We start from the raw sequence: 21,123 nt of genomic DNA, 5'->3' as shown, positions 1-21,123 counted from the left end.
CCCCCCGCCTGCACAGTCCATGCTCTCCGCTCCCCACGAAAGCCATTGAGGAGAAGCACATGCCCACCGAGGCCCCCGAGGCCCCGCAGGCCCCAGAGGAACACCGGAGGGGGACGCTGACCTCCGGCCGGGGCCGGCTGGCCGACCCGATCTTCAAGTGGGTCGTCGCCGGCTGCGGGACACTCGTCCTGCTCATCCTGGCCCTGATGGTGATCCGTACGACGACCGAGGCCTGGCCCGTCTTCGCCAAGGAGGGCTTCTTCGGGTTCCTCGTCGGCGACCAGTGGACCAGCGGAGGTTCACGCACCGAGATCAGCGGCACCTACGGGGCCTGGCCCTTCATCTACGGCACCCTGGTCACCGCCGCCATCGCGATCGTCCTCGCACTGCCGCTGGCGATCATGGTCGCCGTCTACCTGACCCACGTGGCCCCGAACCGGCTCGCCAAGCCGCTGTCCTACACCGTCGAGCTGCTCGCCGCGGTGCCCAGCGTCATCTTCGGCCTGTGGGGCCTGCACTGGTTCCTCCCGAACGTAATGCGGCCCTTCTTCGAATGGCTCGAGGCCGTACTCGGGTGGTTCTTCCTCTTCGAAGGACCCGTGCTGGGGGTGGGGTACCTGCCCGCCGGCATCGTGCTGGCCATCATGATCCTGCCGATCATGACCGCGATCGTGCGCGAGGTCATCGTCGTCCAGTCCCTCGACCAGCAGATGGCCGCCTACGCGCTGGGCTCCACCCGCTGGGAGGTCATCACCAAGGTCGTGCTGCCCGCCGGCTTCTCCGGCATCGTCGCCGCCGCCATGCTCGGCCTGGGCCGTGCGCTCGGCGAGACCATCGCGGTGCTCATGCTCATCGGTGGTTCGCAGTCCTGGGGCGCCAGCCTCTTCGGCACCGGCAGCAGTATGGCCTCCCACATCGCTGCGACCTTCGGTGAGGCCGCCCCCGAGACCCGGACCGCACTCATGGCGATCGGTGTCGCCCTCTTCCTGGTCACGATGGTCATCAACATCCTCGCCCGCGTCATCGTCTGGCGCCTGGGGCAGACGAAGGGAGATGCTGCCGTATGAGCGCCCCCACCACCGAACGCCCCGCGTCGGCGCCCGCGCCGCTGAGCCAACTGCCCCCGGGTTCCGGCCTGCGCAGGTTCAAGAACCGAAGCGCGACCGTGGTCCTGACCGGGGCGATGGTCCTGGCGATGATCCCGCTGTTCCTCATCATCTTCGAGGTGGTCAACCGCGGCATCGGTGTCGTCAACCTGGAGTTCTTCACCGAGACCGAGCCGCCCCCGCGCCGTGACGGCGGCGGGTACGCGGCCGGGTTCTTCGGAACGCTCTACATCATGGCGCTGGCGATCCTCATGTCGATCCCGTTCGGCATCGCCACCGCCGTCTACGTCGTCGAGTACGGACCCAACCGTCTGACGGCCTCGATCCGGTTCTTCACCGACGTGATGACCGGGATCCCGTCGATCTTCGTCGGCCTGTTCGTGTACGGGCTGTTGGTGATCGGCTGGGGCGGCCTGGGCTTCGGTACCTTCGCGGGCGCCGTCGCGATCGGTGTGATGATGCTGCCGATCGTGACCCGGTCGGCGGAGGAGATGCTGCGGCTGGTGCCCGACGAGATGCGCAATGCCAGCTACGGCCTGGGCGCGCGCAAGTGGCAGACCATCATGCGCACGGTGCTGCCGGCCGCCGCTCCCGGCCTGACGACCGGGTCGATGCTCGCGGTCGCCCGCGGTATCGGTGAGACCGCACCGCTGATGCTGACCGCGTTCGGGTCGGGTCTGATCGTGACGGCCTTCCAGGGCGAGCCGCAGGGTTCGGTGCCGCTGCAGCTCTACCGCGGTGCCGCGCAGCCGTTCGAGGCCGGGATCGACCGTGCCTGGGGCGCGGCCCTGTGCCTGTTCGCACTGGTGTTGCTGTTCACGGTCGCGGCCCGCTGGATCGGGTCGCGCGCATCCATCGGCAAGTAGGGAAGGCACGGTGCCCGGCCGGGCGCCGCAGGGCGGTACCCTTCCCGGGACCCGCCCCCGAGCCCCGGAGACTTCCCCATGCCCGAACAGACCGACTACGCGGCCACCTTCTCCCTGGTGGACACCGACGGCGACGGCCTGATCTCCGCCGAGGAGTTCCTCTCCCTCATGAGCAACCTGGGTGAGGAGACCACCCGGGAGCAGGCCGTCGCCGCCGTGCGCGAAATGGACTCCGACGGCGACGACCGGGTGTCCCTGGCGGAGTTCAGCGCCTACATGGCCCGCAACCGAGCGTGAGGGACCGGCGGCGTCAGTGCGGGGCCGTGGCGAGGTAGACGACGTCGGGCACCCCTCGGGCGACGGGGACCTCGACCACGTCCACGGAGGCGAACCGGTCGCGCAGCTGCGTCTCGAAGGCCGCCACCTCGTTCGCGCTCCAGAACGTCAGGACCCCGCCGGGCGCGAGCAGGCGGGTGAGGCGGTCCAGGCCCTCGGCACCGTAGAGACGGCCGTTGCCCTCGACGACGGTCCAGTCGGGCCCGTTGTCGGTGTCCATACAGATGGCGTCGTAGCGTTCGGGCTCCTCGGCTCCGGCGGCCTCGGACAGCCACATGACGAGGTCGGCGTTGTGGACCCGGCAGCGCGGGTCCTGGTGCACGTGGCCGGCGGCCTCACCCAGTTCGCCGTCGTGCCAGTCGATGACGTGGGCTTCCAGCTCGACCACGTCCACGCGGGCCACGCGGGGATGGTCGAGCGCCTCGCGGGCGGAGAAGCCCACGCCCAGCCCGCCGATCAGGACCCGTGCCAGTGAACGTCCGCTCGGCAGGGCCGTCAGGCTCGCGCGCACCATCTCGCGCTCGGAGGTACCGTCGCGGGTGTCCATGAGGAAGAGTCCGTTGCTGTAGATCTCGTAGTGCGCGCCCACACGGCGGAGCACGAGGTCTCCGCCGGTCTCACCGGTCACGCGCGCCAGGGTGACCTTGTCACCGTCCGGTTCGGTCGTGGTCGCTGTCATCGGCTGGTCCATGCCCACATTCTGCCCTCGGAAGGGGATGCCGGGCCTGTGCCACGTGCACGGCCGGCGGCGGACCCGTCGCCGAGGCCCGGAACGGGCGCCGCGTGTGCCGGGACCCCGGCAAAAACCCTGTGCGTGGTCCGGGGAGCCTCCGTTAAACTCCCCGACCGTGGGTATCTGCGCTTTCTACATCCGTATCCGCCGCTCCTAGCGGCGGCCTCCCGAGTTCTCCTTCCGAGAGCCCGCCGCCCTCAGCAGTTATCGCTGGGCGGCCCCTCGTGCTGCCCGGGACACACCACGACTCCCGGAGCTCTCCCCGCATGCGCACCCACGGCGCCGGCCGACACGAGTTCGGCCAGAACTTCCTCACCGACCGACGCACCATCACCGACTTCGTCGGCCTCGTCTCACGGACCGAGGGGCCGATCGTCGAGATCGGCCCGGGCTCGGGCGCTCTGACCATGCCCATGGCGGCCCTGGGGCGGGCCGTCACCGCCGTCGAGGCCGACGGCCGCCTCGTCGCCCTCCTGCGGAGGCAGGTGCCCGAACACGTTCGCGTCGTGCACGGTGACTTCCTGAGGTACCGCCTGCCCCGTTCGGCGCACGTCGTCGTGGGCAACCTGCCCTTCGACCGCACCACAGCGATGCTGCGTCGGCTCCTGCACACCGGGCACTGGACCGACGCGGTCCTGCTCATCCAGTGGGAGGTGGCCCGGCGCAGGGCCGGCGTGGGTGGGGCGACGATGATGACCGCCCAGTGGTGGCCCTGGTACCGGTTCGGGCTCGAGGGGAGGGTCCCCGCCTCCGCGTTCGAGCCGAGCCCCGGTGTCGACGGCGGTCTGCTGACGATCGCCCGCCGCGAGCGGCCACTGGTCGACCCCGGGGCGCGCAGCTCCTACGCGGATCTGGTCCACACCGTGTACACCGGGAAGGGGCGCGGCATCGAACAGATCCTGACCCGGATGTTGCGCGGCCGGTCCCGCCCCGTCCGCAGGTGGCTCGCCGAGCAGCGGGTCCGGCCCACCGCCCTGCCCCGCGACCTCACCGCGGCCCAGTGGGCGGCCCTGCACGAGCAGATCGGTACGTACAGGTGACACGGGCGGTCCACGTGCCCCGGGCGTTCTCCGGGAGGGCCTGTCACCTAGGTTGGAGCCCGGCGCGATCGACGAGAGGACTCCCGATGACGGAACGGACGACGGCACGGCGTCTGCGTGAACGCGCTCCCCTGGCCCTGGGTGGGCTCTTCCTGGCGGCCGGGGCGCTGCACTTCGCCAAACCCAAGCCTTTCGAGGCGATCATGCCCCGTCGGCTGCCCGAGCGCCGCGCCTGGGTGTACGCCAGCGGGGCCGCGGAACTGGTGTGCGGGGCCGGTCTGCTGACCCGGCGGAAATGGGCGGGGCCGGCGAGCGCCGCGCTCCTGCTGGCCGTCTGGCCCGCCAACGTGCAGATGGCCCTGGACTCCGGTTCGGGCCGTCTGCCGGGGGTCGCGGACAACAAGGCCCTGGCGTGGGGGCGGGTGCCGCTGCAAGCGCCCCTGATCTGGGCGGCGCTGCAGTCTCGGCCCAAGAGTTCCGAACGGTCGTGACCTCCGGTGCGAGCCGGGCCCCACCGCACGGCGGGGCCCGGCTCGCACGCGGTGTCTCAGAGGCGGCAGGCGTAGATGTCGGTGACCAGGATGGCGCGGGCGCCGATCTCCCAGAGGTCGTCCATGATCGCCTGCGCCTGCCTGCGCGGGACCATCGACCGGACGGCGACCCAGCCCTCGCGGTGCAGCGGAGAGACCGTGGGTCCCTCCATACCGGGGGTCAGGGCGACGGCGTCCTCGAGCTGTTCGGCGTGGACGTCGTAGTCCATCATCACGTAGTCACGGGCGACCAGAACCCCGCGCAGGCGCCGCAGCAGCGTCTCGACCTTGGGGTCCTCCCCGGCGCCTCTGGGCCGGATGACGACCGCTTCCGACTCCAGGATCGGGTCCCCGAAGATCTCCAGGCCGGCCTGGCGCAGGGTGGTGCCGGTGGAGACCACGTCGGCGACGGCGTCGGCGACACCGAGCTTGACCGAGCTCTCGACGGCGCCGTCCAGGTGGATGACCCGGGCGTCGATGCCCTTCTCGGCGAAGTGGACGCGCAGGATCTCGTCGAAGGAGGTCGCCACACGCTTGCCCTGGAGGTCCTCCAGGGTCATTCCGGCTCCGCCGGGTGCGGCGAAACGGAACGTGGATCCGCCGAAGCCCAGGGCCAGGATCTCGTCGACGGGTGCTGCGGAGTCCAGGAGCATGTCGCGGCCGGTGATGCCGGCCTGCAGGATGCCCTCGCCGACGTAGACGGCCACGTCCTTGGGGCGCAGGAAGAAGAACTCGGTCTCGTTGTCGGGGTCGACCATCACCAGGTCGCGGCTGCTCTTGCGCTGGCGGTACCCGGCCTCGCGGAGCATCTCCACGGCGGGTTCGGAGAGCTGGCCCTTGTTGGGCACGGCGATTCTCAGCATCTCAGGCATGTCGGTGCGCTTCCTCGAGTCGGTTCTGTGGTGTTCGGGACGTCATGCGGGCCGGTGCTCGCGGCGCCCGCGATGCGCGGGGCCGGGCGGTGGGCACCCACGGTGTGGGGGCAGGCCGAGGCACCGGCCAAGGCCGTGTTCGGTGGACGTCTTCCGTCGCATTGGACCAGTACTACGCCGTCAGGCGCCCGTTGAGGGCTGGTGGCGGGTGACGGGTGGGCGTATCCAGTGGTGCTCTCACAAGGCCGAAGAAGGGGTCGGCCTGGGCGTGCCGTCGACCGATGAGAACGCCGTGAGAGGGCCGCCGGGGCGTCGCGCAGCAGGTTGAGTGTCCACCGAGCACGGCCTAAAGATGCTTGTAGACGTCCTCGAGCCGCAGGCCACGGGCCAGCATCAGAACCTGGAGGTGGTAGAGGAGCTGCGAGATCTCTTCCGCGGCCTGCTCGTCCGACTCGTACTCGGCGGCCATCCAGACCTCGGCGGCCTCCTCGACGACCTTCTTGCCGATGGCATGGACGCCGGCGTCGAGTTGGGCGACGGTCCCGGACCCCTCGGGGCGGGAGCGTGCCTTCTCGGACAGCTCGGCGAACAGCTCTTCGAAGGTCTTCATCTTCTCTTTCCTCGAGCGGCGGTACCCCTCCAGCGTAGAACGTCGGGGTGACCACCGCATCCATCAGCCCCGGCTGTCCCAGCATCCGGACGGGCACGTCAGCCCATGCGGCGCGCCACGGTCCGCACGAGCCACCGGGGCAGCAGTTTCAGGAGTGCGTCGCCGGTCTTGTACTGGGCTCCGGGTATCACGCGGGGGCGCAGGGCCGTCCAGGCCATGAGGGAGTCGCGGACGATGTGTTCCTTGGGCACGAACGCGGCCTCGGGCAGTCCGCGCTCCTGGACGCCGCGGGTCATGTCGGTACGTACGAAGCCCGGCAGGACCACGGTCACGCTCACGCCGGCGGAGCGCACCTCGGCGGCCACGCTCTCGCTCCACAGGGTGAGGAACTTCTTGCCGGCCCCGTAGACCGAACCGCCGGGGTTGACGACAGGCTCCCCGGCCAGCGAGGAGACGGTGATGACACCGAGCCCGGTGACGGCCCCGGCCGCGCGGCGGGCGATCTGCACCGGCAGGACGGCCCGGGTCAGGCGCAGCACCGAACGCACGTTGATGTCGAGCATGGCGTCGACGTCGTCGGGGTCCTGTTCGACGAAGGGTCCGCCGTCGCCGCGTCCGGCGTTGTTGACGAGCAGGTCGACGGGTTCGAGGGCGTCGTCGGGCCCGGCACGCAGGCGTTCGGCGACCCGTTCGGTGTCCTCGGCCGAGCCCAGGTCCGCGGTCAGGACCTCCACGTCCACACCGCACCGTTCACGCAGGTCCTCGGCCAGGGCCTCGAGAAGATCCGTCCGGCGCGCGACCAGGACCAGGGAGTAGCCGCGCTGGGCGAGGCGGCGGGCGTACTCGGCTCCGATGCCGGTGGAGGCGCCCGTGATCAGCGCCGTTCCTGGGCGGACGGGTGGGGCCGGGCTGCTCTGACTCATGCCGTCCACCCTAGATCGCGTGCGGGTCGCATCGTGGGGCTTCGCACAGGTGCCGGGACACACACGGCCCTGCTGTTCCCGGGCCCCTGCCAGGCGCTAGCGTGCGGGTATGTCCGAGACACACAGCTCCACGGGGCCCTACCCCGCCCTCCGGTTGGACGAGCGCCTGCGGGACACCGGGCTCTTCCTCAGCCAGGCCGTCCGCACGTTCAAGGCGACCGGGTCGGTGGTGCCCAGCAGTGCCGCCCTGGCCCGCGCGATGGCCGAGCAGATCAGGGCACGGCCCGTACCGGGACAACCCCTGCGCATCCTCGAGGTGGGTGCGGGGACCGGGGCGATCACCCGAGGGCTCGCCGAAGCGATGCTCCCGGGTGACACCGCCGACCTCGTCGAGTCCAACCGGGAATTCGCCGACCATCTGTCGGAGCTGCTCACCACCGACCCGGACCTGGCACGTATCGCCGGCAGTGCGACGGTGCACGCCAAGTTGGTCGGTGAGATGGGCACCGACCGCTCCTACGACGTCATCGTCTCGGGGCTGCCGTTCGCGAACTTCGACGCCGAGGACGTCGAGGAGATCCTGGAGTACTACTTCCGGGTCCTGGAGCCGGGCGGCCACCTGTCCTTCTACGGGTACCTGTACACGAAGGAGGTCAAGGCGGTCATCGCGCGGCGCGAGGACTACCTGCGCCAGGCGCGCACGAGCTGGGTCGTGCAGGACTGGATCGACCGCTACGGGATCCGTTCGGAGAAGGTCTTCGCCAACATCCCACCCGCTTTCGTGCACCACCTGCGCAAACCCGCCTGACGGAGAGCTCCGCAGCCACGTCCCCGCGGCCCCGCCCGCGCCTCCCGCCGTCCGGTCCGGGGAGCGCAGGCGGGGCCGCGGTGTTCCTGGTCCGGGCGATTCTGCTCACATCCGCCCGCGTGTACCAGGGGTGCATCCCGAAATCGGTTGATGATCCAGATAATCTATCCCTATTCGTGATCTGCATCACCAAGGCCGGATGGCCCCCTCGGCCGCAGAGCGGGGGTAGTCTCAGCTTGACTTCGTGTGGAGCAGACTTTTCCTCGGCACTCCACCATCCGCGGTGTGCGCCCCTTCGGGTCAAGAGCGATCCAGGTCTGTTCAAAATCCCACGGAACACCCTCCGCGCCACGGGCCCCGGGTTCACGTCCTGCACTTCAGTTCGGAACGAGCCGGCACCATCTGCGCGGAGTCCTACAGATCACCCATGTCCCCAGGTCAAGCATGGACCGACGGAGGAGGCAACGTGACGCTCACCCAAGCGGTCGAGACGGCTCCGAACCTGCCCGAGGATTCCGCCCGCAGCACTCCCCAGGCCATGCCGTTGGACGTACGACGACGCGTGTCCGCGCTCGCCCGCACCTCCAGGCTCCTGGTGGCCTGCGACTACGACGGCGCCCTCGCGCCCGTGGGCGACGACCGCCGGCGCCCCGTACCCGAGGCCCTCCGCGCCCTGCGCGAGCTCGCCGACCTGCCGGGGACCGTGTGCGCCGTCGTCTCCGCACGCCCCTTGAGCGACCTCGCGGTGCTCTCCCGGTTGCCCTCCGAGGTCCGTCTCGTCGGCGCCCACGGGACCGAGTTCGACACCGACCTGACCATCGACCCCGACCACACCGGCGAAGGCCCCGGCGCCCCGCCCGCCGACAAGGCCGCCGCCCTCGAGCTCCTGCGTGAGCAGACCGACGCCACCGCGATCCTCTACATCGGCGGCGGCGACGGCGAGGAACCGGTGTTCCTGGGCCTGTCCGGCGCCGACGCGGGTGTGCGCGTGGGCTCCGAGCGCACCGCCGCCTCGCACCGGGTCACCGACACCCCGACCGCCGCGGCCCTGCTGGCCTCCCTCGCGGTCGAGCGCCGATCCTGGGTCTTCGGCGATCGGCCCACCCCCATCGAGCGCATGTCGATGCTGTCCAACCGTTCCTCGGTCGCACTGGTGGGCCCGGACGCGCGCCTGCTGTGGATGTGCCACCCCGAACCGGACTCCGACGCCCTGTTCGCGGAGGTCCTCGGCGGACGGCAGGCCGGCCGGTTCGCGATCACCCCGGACCACGGTGGCCGTCCCCTGGGGCAGCGTTACCTGGACGGCACCATGACGGTGCGTACCCGGTGGTCGCGTCTGGAGGTCACCGACTACCTCGCCCACCACACCCCGGCCGGGCGCACCGACCTCGTCCGGGTCGTCAGCGGCGTCACCCCTGCTTCCGTCGAGTTCGCCCCGCGCCCCGACTTCGGCCGCGCGCCCGTGCGCATCACCCCGGTCGAGGGCGGCCTGCGCGTCGAGGGCGCCGAGTACCCCATCGTGGTGCGCTCGCCCGGCGTGGAATGGGACATCGACCACGACGGTGTCAACGACACCGCCCGCGCGCTCGTACACCCGTCCTCCGAACACCCGGTCGTGCTCGAGATGCGTTGCGGAACCGACTCCCTGGATGCGGCCGTCGCCGACGAGAGCGAGCGCCGCCGGCGTTCCGGAGCACACTGGTCCGAATGGCTGAGCACGCTCACCCTGCCCGAGACCGCCCAGGGCCTGGCCGCCCGTTCCGCACTCACGCTGCGCGGACTGTGCACCCCCACCGGCGGGGTCATGGCGGCCGCGACCACGTCCCTGCCCGAGGAGATCGGCGGGGTCCGCAACTGGGACTACCGGTACTGCTGGTTGCGTGACGGTGCCCTGACCGTGCAGGCGTTGGTGAGCCTGGGCTCGACCGACGAGGCCGAAGCCTTCCTCGACTGGGTGCACCAGGTCGTCGACTCCCTGCCCGGGCCGGAGATGCTGCGCCCGCTGTACTCGCTGCGCGGCACGGACCTGGGCCCGGAGGAGGTCGTGGAGACACTCTCCGGGTACGCGGGTTCGCGTCCCGTGCGGGTCGGCAACCTCGCCGACCACCAGGTGCAGCTGGACGTGTTCGGTCCCGTCGTCGAGCTCATCTCGAAGCTCTCGCACGCGCGCGGGCACCTGGCCGACCGCGACTGGGCACTGGTGCGTTCCATGGCCGAGGCCGTCGCCCGGCGCTGGGACGAGGCCGACCACGGCATCTGGGAGGAACGCGACGAGCCGCGTCGGCGTGTGTACTCCAAGGTGATGTGCTGGGTGACGCTGGACCGTGCGCTGTCGCTGGCCGAGCGCTACGGCCGCGACGCCGACCCGTCCTGGCCGGCCCTGCGCTCGCAGATCTCCGACCAGGTACTGGAGCAGGGCTGGAACGAGACCGCGCAGGCCTTCACCACCGCCTACGACGGGCTGGACCTGGACGCTGCGTCGCTGCACATCGGACTGTCCGGACTCATCGACCCCGCGGACGAACGGTTCCAGGCCACGGTCACCGCGATCGAGGCGGACCTCCGCAGCGGGCCGACCGTCTACCGCTACCACCGCGACGACGGACTGCCCGGCGGTGAGGGCGGGTTCCACCTGTGCACGACGTGGCTGATCGAGGCCTACCTGCTCACCGGTCGTCGTGCGGAGGCAGAGGAACTGTTCAAGCACCTGGTGGACGCGGCCGGGCCGACCGGACTGATCCCGGAGGAGTACGATCCGCTCACCGAGCGGGCGCTGGGCAACCACCCGCAGGCGTACTCGCACCTGGGGCTGATCCGGTGCGCCCAGCTGCTCGACGAGTTCGTTTAGAGCCGCCTTCCCTGTACGAGACGCCCCCGCACGTCGGCACGGGGGCGTCGCTCGCACCCGGGGCCGTCCCCGGGTGCGGAGCGGCACAGTCGGCACCGACCGGCCTGTGATGGGCCCGAGGCCGGTCCCGACCGGGCCGTGTCGGGCTATTCCTGGCCGAGGTTGTACTTGCGGTGCTCTTCGCGGAATTCGACCTCGGCGGGATCAGGCCGGTCCTGGCAACTGATCAGCCGGTGCCACAGCGGATAGTAGGTCGGCAGCTGCGATGCGGACGTGATGCGGTCGCGGGCTTCCCGCGGCAACGTCAGCTCAGCGGCATCGAGGTCTTCCTGCAGGTGCTCGAACCGGCGGGCAGCGATCACGGTCCCGTCGATGCCCGGGCGGTCCAGGATCCACGAGATCACCACCTGCGGGATCGTCCATCCCAGTTCGCGGGCGACCTCGTCGAACAGATCGATGAGGTCATGGGCCCGGTTCCGATCCGTCACGTGCGGCTCCGGCCAGCCGGCGCCCTGGCGGGTATCGGACGGGGTCTCGACACCGCGGCGAACCTTGCCGTTGAGGAGCCCCTCACCCAGTGGGGACCAACCGAAGGTCGACACCCCGAGGTCACGTGCGGCCGGGATGATCTCGTACTCGAGTTCGCGCGCCTCAGGCGTGTAATAGGCCTGGTGCGCGATCGGGCCCTCCAACCCGGCTGCCCTCGCCTCATACACCGTCTTGGTCAGTTGCCACGCGTTGTAGTTGGACACACCCCAGTACCGGACCTTCCCTTCCCGAATCAGCGCATTGACGGTGGCGATGGTCTCGGTGATCGGGGTCTTGCCGTCCCACTGATGCATGTACAGCAGGTCGAGGTGGTCGGTCCTCAGCCGTGTGAGGCTGTCCTCGACGGCGCGTACCAAGTGGTACCGGCTGGCCCCGGCCTCGTTCGGGCCGTCCCCCATGGCCATCCGCGCCTTGGACGTGAGGATGATGTCGTCGCGCTTTTTCCCCAGGACCTCGCCCAGGACACGTTCGGCATCTCCTGCGGAGTACAGGTTCGCGGTGTCGATGAAGTTCACACCGCGGTCGACGGACTCGTCGATCTGTCGGCGTGCGTCGTCTCCGAGTACCCCCGCGATGTCCTCGAAACCCCCACCGGAGCCGATGGGGATGGTGCCCAAGGCCACTCGCGACACGTAGAGGCCTGAGCCGCCCAACCGTGTGTACTCCATGTGACCTCCTTCGTTTCTCCCGAACCGACCACCCTATGCACGGGCTGTCGTCAGTGCAGGTCAAAGGGATGAACAGATTGAACAGAAGCCGACAAGCCCGAATCTGAGACACTGGCGTCCGCGTACCTCACTTTCTTCCGAGAGGCTGGACCACCGTGGACCGCGGGCACGACATCGTCCTGTTCGGCGCTACCGGGTACACCGGCGCGCTGACCGCCGAGTACCTGGCCACCCACGCCCCGCGCGAGCTGCGCTGGGCGGTGGCCGGACGCAATCGCGCCAAACTGAAGGCGCTGATCACCGAGCTGGCCGCGCTCGTCCCGGACCGGCCCGAGCCCGAGCTGTTGTCGGCCGACGTCGAGGACCCGGACTCGATCCGACGCATGGCCGCCTCGGCACGGGTCGTCATCACGACCGTCGGGCCCTACAGCGAGTTCGGGGAGCCCCTGGTGGCCGCGTGTGCCGCGGAGGGCACCGATTACGTCGACCTGTGCGGGGAACCCGCGTTCGTGGACCGCATGTACGTCGAGCACCACGAGACGGCGCGGCGGACCGGGGCCCGGATCGTGCACGCCTGCGGGTTCGACTCGATCCCCCACGACCTGGGGGCGCTGTTCACCGTCGGGTACCTGCCCGACGACGCGCCTCTGCACGTGGAGGGTTTCGTGCGGGCCCGCGGTACGGCGTCGGGCGGGACCCTCCGCTCGGCCCTGGGTGCGTTCAGTGACCCCCAGGAGATGGTGGCGGCGTCGAAGGAACGGCGTGCGCTGGAAGGGGCACCGGAGGGCCGCCGGGTCCGGATCGACCGCAGCGGCCGTCCGCGGACCCGTCTGGCGCGCGGGTGGACGACCCCGCTCCCGAGCCTGGATCCGAAGGTGGTGGTCAGCTCCGCGGCGAAGTCGGAGCAGTACGGTCCGGACTTCTCCTACGGCCATTACGCGGCGTTCCGGCACTTGGCCAGCGCGGTCGGCGCGGTGGGCGGCGCCGCCGGTGTGATGGCCGCGGCGCAGGTGCCTGCGCTCCGGGAACGTCTGGGGGCACTGCGTACGCCGGGTGAGGGTCCCACGGAGCAGCAGCTCTCCGACGGGTGGTTCACGGTGCACTTCGCCGGGTCCGGTGGCGGGCGCCGGGTGCACACGCTGGTCTCCGGTGGTGAACCGGGGTACCGGGCGACGTCGGGGATGCTCGCGGAGTCGGCGCTGTGCCTGTGGCAGGACGACCTGCCCGAGACCTCGGGCCAGGTGACCCCGGCCGTGGCCATGGGCGGAGCGCTCATCGAACGCCTGCCCCGCGCCGGGGTGGAGTTCCGGCTGCTGCGCGAGTTCGACGACTGATCCGGGCCGATGGGGCCCGGACCGTCGTCGTGGGGCTCGGGATCAGTAGTTGATCATGTGGCCGGCCAGCCCGTGCACGGCTTCCTTCACCGATTCGCTCAGCGTCGGGTGCGCGTGGATGTTGCGTGAGACCTCGTGCACCGTGAGGTCCCACTGCTGCGCCAGCGTCAGCTCCGGGAGCAGCTCGGTGACGTCCGGGCCGATCATGTGCGTACCGATGATCTCTCCGTACTTCGCGTCGGAGAGCACCTTCACGAACCCGCGGCTGTCACCCAGCCCGTGGGCCTTGCCGTTGGCCATGAACGGGAACTTGGCGACCTGCACGTCGTAGCCGGCCTCGCGGGCCTCGTTCTCGCTGTAGCCGAAGCTCGCGATCTGCGGCTGGCAGTAGATCGCGCGGGGGACGAAGCGGTAGTCGATCTCCTGGGTCTCGGCGCCCGCGATGGTCTCGCTCGCGACGATGCCCATCGCCTCCGCGGTGTGCGCCAGCATGAGCTTGGCGGTCACGTCGCCGATCGCGTAGATGTGCGGCACGTTGGTGCGGCCCCGGGCGTCGATCCCGATGGCGCCGCGCTCGGTCAGCTCCACCCCGGCCTTCTCCAGGCCGTAACCCTCGACGTTGGGGGAGAACCCGATGGCCTGGAGCAGCTTGTCGGCCTCCAGGGTCTGCGACCGGCCGTCGGACTCGGTGACCTGCACCTTGACGCCAGAGCCGGTGTCCTCGACCGACTCCACACGGGTGGAGGTCATGACGTCGACGCCGAGCTTCTTGAAGGACCGGGCCAGTTCCTTGGAGACCTCCTCGTCCTCGAGGGGGACCATCCGGTCGAGGAACTCCACGACCGTGACGTCCACGCCGTAGTTGGCCATGATGTAGGCGAACTCGACACCGATGGCTCCGGCACCCGCGATGACGATGCTGTCGGGGAGCTCGTCCTGGAGGATCTGCTGTTCGTAGGTGACCACCCGCTCGGAGAGCTCGGTCCCCGGCAGGAGTTTGGTGGAGGATCCTGCAGCGATCACCGAGTTGTCGAACGTGACGGTCTCGGTGGAGCCGTCCTCGCCGCGTACCTCGACGGTGTGGTCGCCGACGAACGTGCCGCGCCCGTTCAACTGGGTGATCTTGTTCTTCTTCATGAGGTAGTGGATGCCCTTGACGCGGCCGTCGGCGACCTCGCGGCTACGGCTGTGGGCCTTGCCGTAGTCGAACCGCACCGACCCGTCGACCTCGATCCCGAAGGTGTCGGCCTCGTTGTGGAACAGGTGTGCGAGTTCGGCGTTGCGCAGCAGGGCCTTGGAGGGGATGCAGCCCACGTTGAGGCAGACCCCGCCCCAGTACTTCTCCTCGACGACGGCCGTGGTCAGGCCGAGCTGGGCGGCACGGATCGCCGCGACGTACCCACCCGGTCCAGCACCGAGGACCACAAGATCGAAGTGTCGCTGTCCCATGACGGGGTCTCCTTGAGCGTGTTCGTGACGCACCCAGCGCGGCACGCCCGGGGTGTCGGATTGCCGATCCCAGGCTAGTAGCGCCCCCCCCGCTCGCGCATGACCGTCGGCGATGATTTGCTCACTTCGGGTGTTCTCCGCCTCCGGCGGTGCCCGCCTCCAGGCGTGCGGTCTCGGCGTCGTACTCCGCTGCGGCCTCGGCCAACGCCTGCCCGCGCCGCTTCTTGGAGTCACGGGTGGACAGGTACGCCGGCGCCATCGCGAGCACGAGGATGACCGCGATCATGAACCACATGGCGTACCGGTCGACCAGGAGCACCAGATCGACACCGGCCTGTCCCGAGGTGAAACCGATCCAGGCCACGGCCGCCGTCACCATCAGCGCGCCCAGGGCGTTCAGGAACATGTAGGTGCGCAACCGCATCCCGCTGACACCGGCGATCACGTGCGGGACCCCGGCGGGCACACCCGGCAGGTAGCTCAACGGGATCACCAGCCGCATGACCCACGGGTTCATGGTCTCCAGGCGGTCCGCGAACCGGCGGGCCCGCTCGCCCTGCACCAGGAAACGGACGATGCCGCGACCCCACCGGCGGCCCAGCCACCAGAACAGCCAGTCGATCTTGATCTTGCCGATGACACCGGCCAGGAGCACCACCCAGAACGTCTCCTGTCCCACGCTCGCCAGCGCGCCACCCGCACCGATGGCCGCGTAACTGCCGGTCACCAGGGCCAGCGGGACCGGGTGGTCGGCGACGAACAACGGACGCAGAGGCATCGTCAACAGGAAGAAAGCCGGGATGCAGACGGCCGTCCAGAGCAGGATCCGATCCTGGCGCTGCGCCTTGCCCTCCCACGGTTTCAGGTCGCGCAGTTGGGCCTGGGCCCGCTCGCTCTCCTCCTCGTTCCATGCCTTCTCAGCAGCACGCAGGACCTCCTCCCGGGAAGGACGCCCGGGGTCGCCGCTGGTCGGGCGTGGATCGGTGCTCTCCGTCATCATGGGTTCCATTCTCGTGCGCGGCACGGGCCGCGCGACAGGCACAGCCGTCACGACCTGCGTGTGGACTACGCGGAGGCGCAGCCATGACAGGCGTCATACCGTGCAGGTCGGCGCCGGGCCGGCCCCGGGTGGAGGGGCGGTGCCGGGAAGGAGCTCACCTGCCGGGCGGCGGGGGCGGCCACTTCCACATCGGCCCCCACGACCAGCTGTCCCTGATCCCTTCCGGCATCGGCGGGAGCAGCGATGCGCCCGGGGCCTCCTCCGTCACGGATTCCTCGGTGGATCCCGTCCCGGGTTCCGATACCGGTTCAGGTTCCCAGCCGGCCCACTGCTCAGGGTCCCGGTCCCGGCCGACGGGTTCGGACACCGGAAGGTCCTCGGCCGGGTCCGGTTCGGGCAGCTCCGTGTGTGCACCGAAGGGGCTGGGGCCGAACGCGTCGGGGTCGGCCGGCGGGTCGGTCAGTTCCGGCGGCAGGGCGGCGAAGGGCGCCGACATCGGGCCGGAGTCGGCCTCGGCGAAATGCGCGGCCACCCCGAAGTGCAGAGGAGGGCGCGGGTCCTCTTCCTCCTCGCTCTCGATGCGGGGCGCATGCGGGTGGCGCACCGACCCGGCCGGATGCATACGCGACCACCACGCCGTGGCCTCGTCCGCGCTCAGCTCCCCGACGACCTCGAGGAACCCGGGGATGTGCGGGTGCCGCCGTCCAGCCCGCCACGTGTGCGTCAGCGACTGCGGTTCCAGGACCAGTACCCGTTCTCCGTCGACCACGGGGATGTCGGCGGGTGTCACCTCGTTGCCGACCCATTCGCCGTTGCCGCCCACGAGGTCCCACTCGCCGGTGACCTCATCGGCGAGGGGGTCGGCGGCGGCGTCCATGCACGCGGCGGTCCAACGCGGGTCGGGACGGTTGCCGCCCAGACGACGGCCCTCCTTCCCGATGAGCGCGTCGGCGAGCAGGGTGTGCAGCTGGAAGTTGTCGCCGACACCGTCGATACGCACCCGGAACCCGCGCCACGACACGCGGTCGAGGACCAACAGGTACTCGACCTCGGCCATGCGCAGGAGTTCGCCCAGTTCGACGAACTCGTGCAGCCGGGTGGAGAGCGCGTGCACGATCTGGGTGAGGCCTTCGAGCGCCCCCGCGTCCGCGCGCAGGGCCGCGCGCACGCCCGCGTCACCCACCATCGCCTTCGCGGCCAGACCGTAGCGTAGGGAGGTCCACCACCCGATGGTGGCCAGGGGCGCGTTCTCACCGAGGACCTCCTCGACGCGTTTCTCCTGTTCGCCCGAGGTGTCGCCGGGTTCGGGGAGGCGACCGCCGCCGGTCTTGTCCCACGCGTGCATGAAGGCCACGGCGGCCTGCCCGTAACTGCCGAGCTGACGCAGGACCTCCAGTCCGACCTGGCCCGCGGGGGCGCCGTTCTCGACCAGGGCACCGGCCAGGACCGAGAGGTCCGCGGCGATACCTGCGGCCGGTTCGCAGTCGCTGAGCACGGGTGTGAGTGCCTCCATCGCGTGGCCCAGCTCCTCCAGGGGCACTTGCGTGGAAAGGCGGAACACGTCGTGCACGGCGTCGGGGAAGTCGGGCGCCTGTGCGGCAGCGGTGTCGAGCACCCGTTGGAACGCGGCGCGGAACTCTTCAGTCACGCCGAAATCCTTCCATATCCGGCGCGTTCGTCCGAAGTCGCAGGTACCTTGACGGCCGGAACGGCCCCAGGTGTACCGGGTTCCTTCCCCGTGTGGGCGCCCGCGGCCGTCGTTTCCTGCCGTGCCCGATCCCTCGCCCCCGTGGATACGGGAGTTGCTAAGTTGCGTGTGTCCCCCGCCGGAGCAACTCCCCCGCCCGGCGCTCTTCCGACCCGAAGGCCACCCATGCGACTGATCCCGTCCCTTCCCCTGGCGCCCTTGGGCGCGGCCGTCGCCGCCGCCGTCCTCCTCTCCGGTTGTGAAGGGGGCGACTTCGAGTTCGACACCGATTTCCTCTCCGGGGAGGAGTCCCCCGGCCCGAGCGAGAGCCCCTCCCCCGAGGACGGGGAGAACAGTGAGGGCGAGGACGGCCAGGACCAGGAGCAGGCGTCCGGATACGCCCTGCCGCAGTCCTGCGAGGCCGCCGACGTCGCCGGTGCCGCCGGCGACCTGGCCCCCGGCACCGAACTGCGCGAGGAGAGCGGCGAGATCGAGGACATCGACGGAGCCGAGCAGGTCTCGTGCATCCTCAGCAGCGGTGAGGCCGGGGCCGCCACACTCACGGTCGTCTTCACCGAGGGCACCGACCCCAGTGCCAACCCCGAAGTCATCCAGGTCCCGGGCGCCGAGGAGGAGATGAACTGGGACGTGGACATCGATGTGGACGTGGACACCTACCACACCGAGGACACCGACGACCTGGGCGGCGACCTGGAGTACGTCGGCGCCGTCGACGGTTCCAGCACGCAGCTGTACCTGGAGCTGCCCGAGGAGTTCTACGTGACGGCGGTCGTCACCAACGCCGACGTGGAACGCGAGGAGCTGGAGCGCGTGGTCCTGCGGGCCGCTGAGAACGTCCGTTCCTGACCCCTTCCGCCCCGCCTCGCGCCCGCATCCGGAAACGGCCCCCGGGAACAACGGTGGCCCCGTCCCCCGGGAACGGGGCCACCGTGCTCGTACGGGGCGGTCTCAGCGCTCGACCGGGATCTCCTCGAACTCCCCGAAGGGGCCGGCGCTCAGGGTCAGTTCCTCGACCTCGACGGCCGGCGCGGGGAAGACCGCGGCCAGCTCGTAGGTGTTGCCGGGTTGGAGCATGTGCACTTCCTCGGCGAAGCTGCTGTAACGCCCCTCGCCGAAGTCCATCTGGGCCACGTAGCGGGTCAGCCCGCTGTCGGGCTCGGCGAGCTGGAACCCGCCGAGGGTGCCCTTGTTGAACTGCTCGGGGCCGCCCGCGATGTTCTCCGACCCGCCCAGTTCCGGCACGGTCGGCTCGTCGGTGGTGTTGGTCAGGGTGAACGTGCCGATGACGTAGGCACCGTCACGGCGCAGCGGATGGATCTCCAGTTCCACACCGTCGGTCTCGCCCTCGTCGACGACCGGTCCGGGGTCGTCGGTGTAAGGGGCCGGCCAGGTGACGTTGCGCTGGGCCGCACCGAGCCCGTCGTCGTCGTAGTCCTCCTCCTCGGAGGCGTCCATGGTGGGGTCGAAGACGTAGGAGAACTCCACCCGCCGGTTGCGGGCGCGTGCTTCCTCGTCGTCCGCGCCGCCCTCGCGTGCGACGGGCTCGTCCATGCCCCTGCCCTCGACCTCGAGGACGTAGTCGGTACCGAGCTCCTCGGCGAGCAGGTCGCGCACGCTTTCGGCACGCTCCACCGACAGGTTGTCGTTGTAGGCGGCGTCACCGATGCCGTCCGTGTGGCCGATGACGGTGATGGTCGGGTCGTCGGGGTCGACGTTCTGCGCCAGGGTCGTCGCCGCGCGGCGCACGACGTCCTCGGCCTCCCCGGTCAGGTCCGAGCGGTCGAACTCGAACATCACGTCGGAGTGTAGGGAGATGATCTCCCGGTCGCCGTCACGGGTGGTGGAGGCGATGTCGGAGTCGACGAAGCTCTGCACCCAGCCCTCGTCGGCGAGGGCGTCCTCGTCCGGCGGGCGGTTCGCGAAGGTGATGTTCTCGCCGCCCGAGGGGGGACTGTCGGGGGTGAGGTGGTCTTCGGCGTTGGGGTTCTCGGGGGCGGGGGTGGCCTCCTCCACGTCCTGGACGGGGATGCCCGTCATCGCTCCGAGTCCGCTACCGACGAAGGTGACCTGGTCGACGCTCTCGGGGAGCCGGGGGAAGTACCGGATGTACTCGTTGGTGACCCCGTCGTGCACGGGGTACAGGCCGTCGGCGTTGGGGCTCTCCGACCCGTACTTGAGGCCGTCGTCGTCGAGGAACTGCCGGTACACGCGGCCGGACATGGGGTCCACCAGGGTGTGCGCCATGCTCAGGTTGCGGTTGGCGCCGGTGAAGTCGTCGTCGTAGGTGACCTCGTAGCGCATCACGGTGTAGTCGTCGGTGCGCTCGAGGGCGGTGACGGCGAAAGTGGTCTCGACGTCCTGCCCGCTGTCCTGGAAGATCCGGCCCTCCCGGACGTAGGGGAACTCCTCCCTGACCGTCGGCGGGCCGTCTCCGAAGGTGTCCGACCACCAGTCAGAGACCGCGGTGCAACCGGTCAGCAGGAGGCTGCCCGAGACCATCAGCGCGACCACTGCAAGGGGTGTCTTCCGCGCCATGTGGGGGAACTCCGATCGTGTCTGAGGACGTACCTGCCATATCCTCCTTCACTCCCGCACGGGAACCGAACACGGCACCGCTCCATCTGCCGCCACAAGAGCCCCGCACCACCCCGAACACGGCAGAACAGGCGCTCCGACCAGGCAGAGTCCGGTTCCGAGGGCGGTGTCCGCGATCGGCGGAAAATCTGCGGATCCAGAACTTGGAAAGGGCCGACACGATGTTCTTCCGACCGCTCCCCGGCCCCGCACGACCGGCCCCATGACGGCCCCTGTCGTGGCGGCCGTCCTCGCCGCCGCCGTCCTGCACGCCACGTGGAACGCCGTGGCCCACTCCATCAGCGACCGCCTGCTCGGTTTCGCCCTCATCGGGCTCGGCGGCATGGCCGGCACCGCTCCCCTGCTGCTGTTCGTCGACCTGCCGCCGCGCGAGGCCTGGCCCGTGCTGGCCGCGTCGGTGGCCGCCCACCTGCTGTACCTGGGCCTGCTCATGTTCTCCTACCGCACGGGGGAGTTCGGGCAGGTCTACCCGCTGGCCCGCGGCACCGCACCCTGGGTCGTCGCCCTCATCGGGACGGTGTTCCTCGGTGAACGCATGCCCCCGAGTGAACTCGCCGGTGTACTGGTGGTCTCGGCCGGCCTCATGGCCCTGGTGCTGGCCGATGGGGTACCCAGGAGGGAACACCTGCCCGGACTGTCGGCCGCATTCGCCACCGGGCTGGGGATCGCCTCCTACACGGTCATCGACGCCTACGGGGCCCGTCTGACCCAGGACCCGGCCGGTTACATCACCTGGATCATGGTCCTGCAGGGACCGGTGTTCTTCCTCGTGGCCCTGGCCCGCCGGCGCGGACGGTTGTGGGGACAGATACGGCCCGTCCTGCGCATGGGGCTGTGGGGCGGTGCGATCAGCGCCGCCGCCTACGGGCTCGTGCTGTGGGCGCAGCTGTCCGGTGCCGTCGCGGGCATCGCCGCCCTGCGCGAGACCAGCATCGTCTTCGCCGCGGTCCTGGGCGCGCTGCTGTTCGAGGAACGTTTCGGCGCGGTGCGGGTGGCAGCCTCGGCCGTCGTCGTCAGCGGGGTCCTGCTGCTGGCGGTCTGATCACCCGGTAGGCCCCACCCGCCCACAGCGAACCGCCGGACCACCCCCTAGATCGTTGATGGGAAATCTCTGAACTGGTCGCGAGCACAACGAAGGGCGCCCAAGA

Annotated in this window: 19 protein-coding genes; 10 read left to right on the top strand and 9 right to left on the bottom strand. The window is 70.2% G+C overall.

Features of this window, described 5'->3' with window-relative positions; genetic code table 11:
• The first annotated feature begins 59 nt into the window (after nucleotides 1-59).
• The 3 genes from pstC to D456_RS0117560 all read left to right on the top strand — a co-directional run bounded on the left by pstC (nucleotide 60) and on the right by D456_RS0117560 (nucleotide 2,269).
• Nucleotides 60-1,067 (top strand): phosphate ABC transporter permease subunit PstC, encoded by a 1,008-nt coding sequence (pstC, locus tag D456_RS0117570; protein WP_017577495.1) that lies wholly within the window; start codon nucleotides 60-62, stop codon nucleotides 1,065-1,067.
• On the top strand, nucleotides 1,064-1,972 hold the full coding sequence (pstA, locus tag D456_RS0117565; protein ID WP_017577494.1) for a phosphate ABC transporter permease PstA: 909 nt from the start codon (nucleotides 1,064-1,066) through the stop codon (nucleotides 1,970-1,972). The genes pstC and pstA overlap by 4 nt, the downstream gene beginning before the upstream one ends.
• Before the next feature lie 78 nt (nucleotides 1,973-2,050).
• Entirely contained in the window at nucleotides 2,051-2,269 is a 219-nt protein-coding gene (locus D456_RS0117560) for an EF-hand domain-containing protein (protein ID WP_017577493.1), read from the top strand.
• A gap of 13 nt (nucleotides 2,270-2,282) precedes the next feature.
• On the opposite strand, the gene D456_RS0117555 is transcribed toward D456_RS0117560, so the two are convergent.
• Nucleotides 2,283-2,999: a spermine/spermidine synthase domain-containing protein gene (locus tag D456_RS0117555; RefSeq protein ID WP_017577492.1), complete on the bottom strand. Its 717-nt coding sequence runs from the start codon at nucleotides 2,997-2,999 to the stop codon at nucleotides 2,283-2,285.
• Nucleotides 3,000-3,307: 308 nt separating this feature from the next.
• Between D456_RS0117555 and erm the strand changes: the two genes are divergently transcribed.
• The gene (gene erm / locus D456_RS0117550; protein ID WP_017577491.1) at nucleotides 3,308-4,081 is read left to right on the top strand and encodes a 23S ribosomal RNA methyltransferase Erm; all 774 of its coding nucleotides are present in this window, start codon (nucleotides 3,308-3,310) and stop codon (nucleotides 4,079-4,081) included.
• Between the two features lie 86 nt (nucleotides 4,082-4,167).
• The gene (locus tag D456_RS0117545) at nucleotides 4,168-4,572 is read left to right on the top strand and encodes a DoxX family protein (RefSeq protein ID WP_017577490.1); all 405 of its coding nucleotides are present in this window, start codon (nucleotides 4,168-4,170) and stop codon (nucleotides 4,570-4,572) included.
• Nucleotides 4,573-4,628: 56 nt separating this feature from the next.
• Here D456_RS0117545 and hisG read toward each other — a convergent pair whose 3' ends face one another.
• From hisG to D456_RS0117530, 3 genes are all read right to left on the bottom strand, one after another.
• Nucleotides 4,629-5,483 (bottom strand): ATP phosphoribosyltransferase, encoded by an 855-nt coding sequence (hisG, locus tag D456_RS0117540; RefSeq protein WP_017577489.1) that lies wholly within the window; start codon nucleotides 5,481-5,483, stop codon nucleotides 4,629-4,631.
• 346 nt (nucleotides 5,484-5,829) lie between these two features.
• Nucleotides 5,830-6,093 carry a phosphoribosyl-ATP diphosphatase gene (locus tag D456_RS0117535; RefSeq protein WP_014913038.1) on the bottom strand — a complete coding sequence of 88 codons (264 nt, stop codon included), beginning with the start codon at nucleotides 6,091-6,093 and terminating at the stop codon, nucleotides 5,830-5,832.
• A 98-nt stretch (nucleotides 6,094-6,191) separates the two neighbouring features.
• Nucleotides 6,192-7,016 carry an SDR family NAD(P)-dependent oxidoreductase gene (locus D456_RS0117530; RefSeq protein WP_017577488.1) on the bottom strand — a complete coding sequence of 275 codons (825 nt, stop codon included), beginning with the start codon at nucleotides 7,014-7,016 and terminating at the stop codon, nucleotides 6,192-6,194.
• Nucleotides 7,017-7,125: 109 nt separating this feature from the next.
• Between D456_RS0117530 and D456_RS0117525 the strand changes: the two genes are divergently transcribed.
• Nucleotides 7,126-7,824 carry a class I SAM-dependent methyltransferase gene (locus D456_RS0117525; protein ID WP_017577487.1) on the top strand — a complete coding sequence of 233 codons (699 nt, stop codon included), beginning with the start codon at nucleotides 7,126-7,128 and terminating at the stop codon, nucleotides 7,822-7,824.
• 466 nt (nucleotides 7,825-8,290) lie between these two features.
• Nucleotides 8,291-10,672 (top strand): trehalase-like domain-containing protein, encoded by a 2,382-nt coding sequence (locus tag D456_RS0117520; RefSeq protein WP_017577486.1) that lies wholly within the window; start codon nucleotides 8,291-8,293, stop codon nucleotides 10,670-10,672.
• Nucleotides 10,673-10,818: 146 nt separating this feature from the next.
• On the opposite strand, the gene D456_RS0117515 is transcribed toward D456_RS0117520, so the two are convergent.
• Nucleotides 10,819-11,889 carry an aldo/keto reductase gene (locus D456_RS0117515; RefSeq protein ID WP_017577485.1) on the bottom strand — a complete coding sequence of 357 codons (1,071 nt, stop codon included), beginning with the start codon at nucleotides 11,887-11,889 and terminating at the stop codon, nucleotides 10,819-10,821.
• Between the two features lie 155 nt (nucleotides 11,890-12,044).
• Here D456_RS0117515 and D456_RS0117510 point away from each other — a divergent pair, with 155 nt between their 5' ends.
• Nucleotides 12,045-13,223 carry a saccharopine dehydrogenase family protein gene (locus D456_RS0117510; RefSeq protein ID WP_017577484.1) on the top strand — a complete coding sequence of 393 codons (1,179 nt, stop codon included), beginning with the start codon at nucleotides 12,045-12,047 and terminating at the stop codon, nucleotides 13,221-13,223.
• Between the two features lie 42 nt (nucleotides 13,224-13,265).
• Here the strand turns inward: D456_RS0117510 and lpdA are convergent, their stop codons facing one another.
• From lpdA to D456_RS0117495, 3 genes are all read right to left on the bottom strand, one after another.
• Nucleotides 13,266-14,672 (bottom strand): dihydrolipoyl dehydrogenase, encoded by a 1,407-nt coding sequence (lpdA, locus tag D456_RS0117505; RefSeq protein WP_017577483.1) that lies wholly within the window; start codon nucleotides 14,670-14,672, stop codon nucleotides 13,266-13,268.
• A 121-nt stretch (nucleotides 14,673-14,793) separates the two neighbouring features.
• Nucleotides 14,794-15,672, bottom strand: coding sequence for a DedA family protein (locus tag D456_RS0117500; RefSeq protein ID WP_017577482.1), 879 nt, complete (start codon nucleotides 15,670-15,672; stop codon nucleotides 14,794-14,796).
• 154 nt (nucleotides 15,673-15,826) lie between these two features.
• On the bottom strand, nucleotides 15,827-17,320 hold the full coding sequence (locus D456_RS0117495) for a hypothetical protein (protein WP_017577481.1): 1,494 nt from the start codon (nucleotides 17,318-17,320) through the stop codon (nucleotides 15,827-15,829).
• Nucleotides 17,321-17,545: 225 nt separating this feature from the next.
• Between D456_RS0117495 and D456_RS0117490 the strand changes: the two genes are divergently transcribed.
• Entirely contained in the window at nucleotides 17,546-18,226 is a 681-nt protein-coding gene (locus D456_RS0117490) for a hypothetical protein (RefSeq protein WP_017577480.1), read from the top strand.
• Between the two features lie 102 nt (nucleotides 18,227-18,328).
• Here D456_RS0117490 and D456_RS0117485 read toward each other — a convergent pair whose 3' ends face one another.
• A complete protein-coding gene (locus tag D456_RS0117485; RefSeq protein ID WP_026115972.1) occupies nucleotides 18,329-19,915 on the bottom strand; it encodes an OmpA family protein in 1,587 nt (528 codons plus the stop codon).
• Nucleotides 19,916-20,177: 262 nt separating this feature from the next.
• Between D456_RS0117485 and D456_RS0117480 the strand changes: the two genes are divergently transcribed.
• Entirely contained in the window at nucleotides 20,178-21,017 is an 840-nt protein-coding gene (locus tag D456_RS0117480) for a DMT family transporter (RefSeq protein WP_017577478.1), read from the top strand.
• Nucleotides 21,018-21,123: the final 106 nt, after the last annotated feature.

The organism is Nocardiopsis kunsanensis DSM 44524 (assembly GCF_000340965.1).
Lineage (GTDB): Bacteria > Actinomycetota > Actinomycetes > Streptosporangiales > Streptosporangiaceae > Nocardiopsis > Nocardiopsis kunsanensis.
This window is presented reverse-complemented; position numbering and strand designations above follow the sequence as displayed.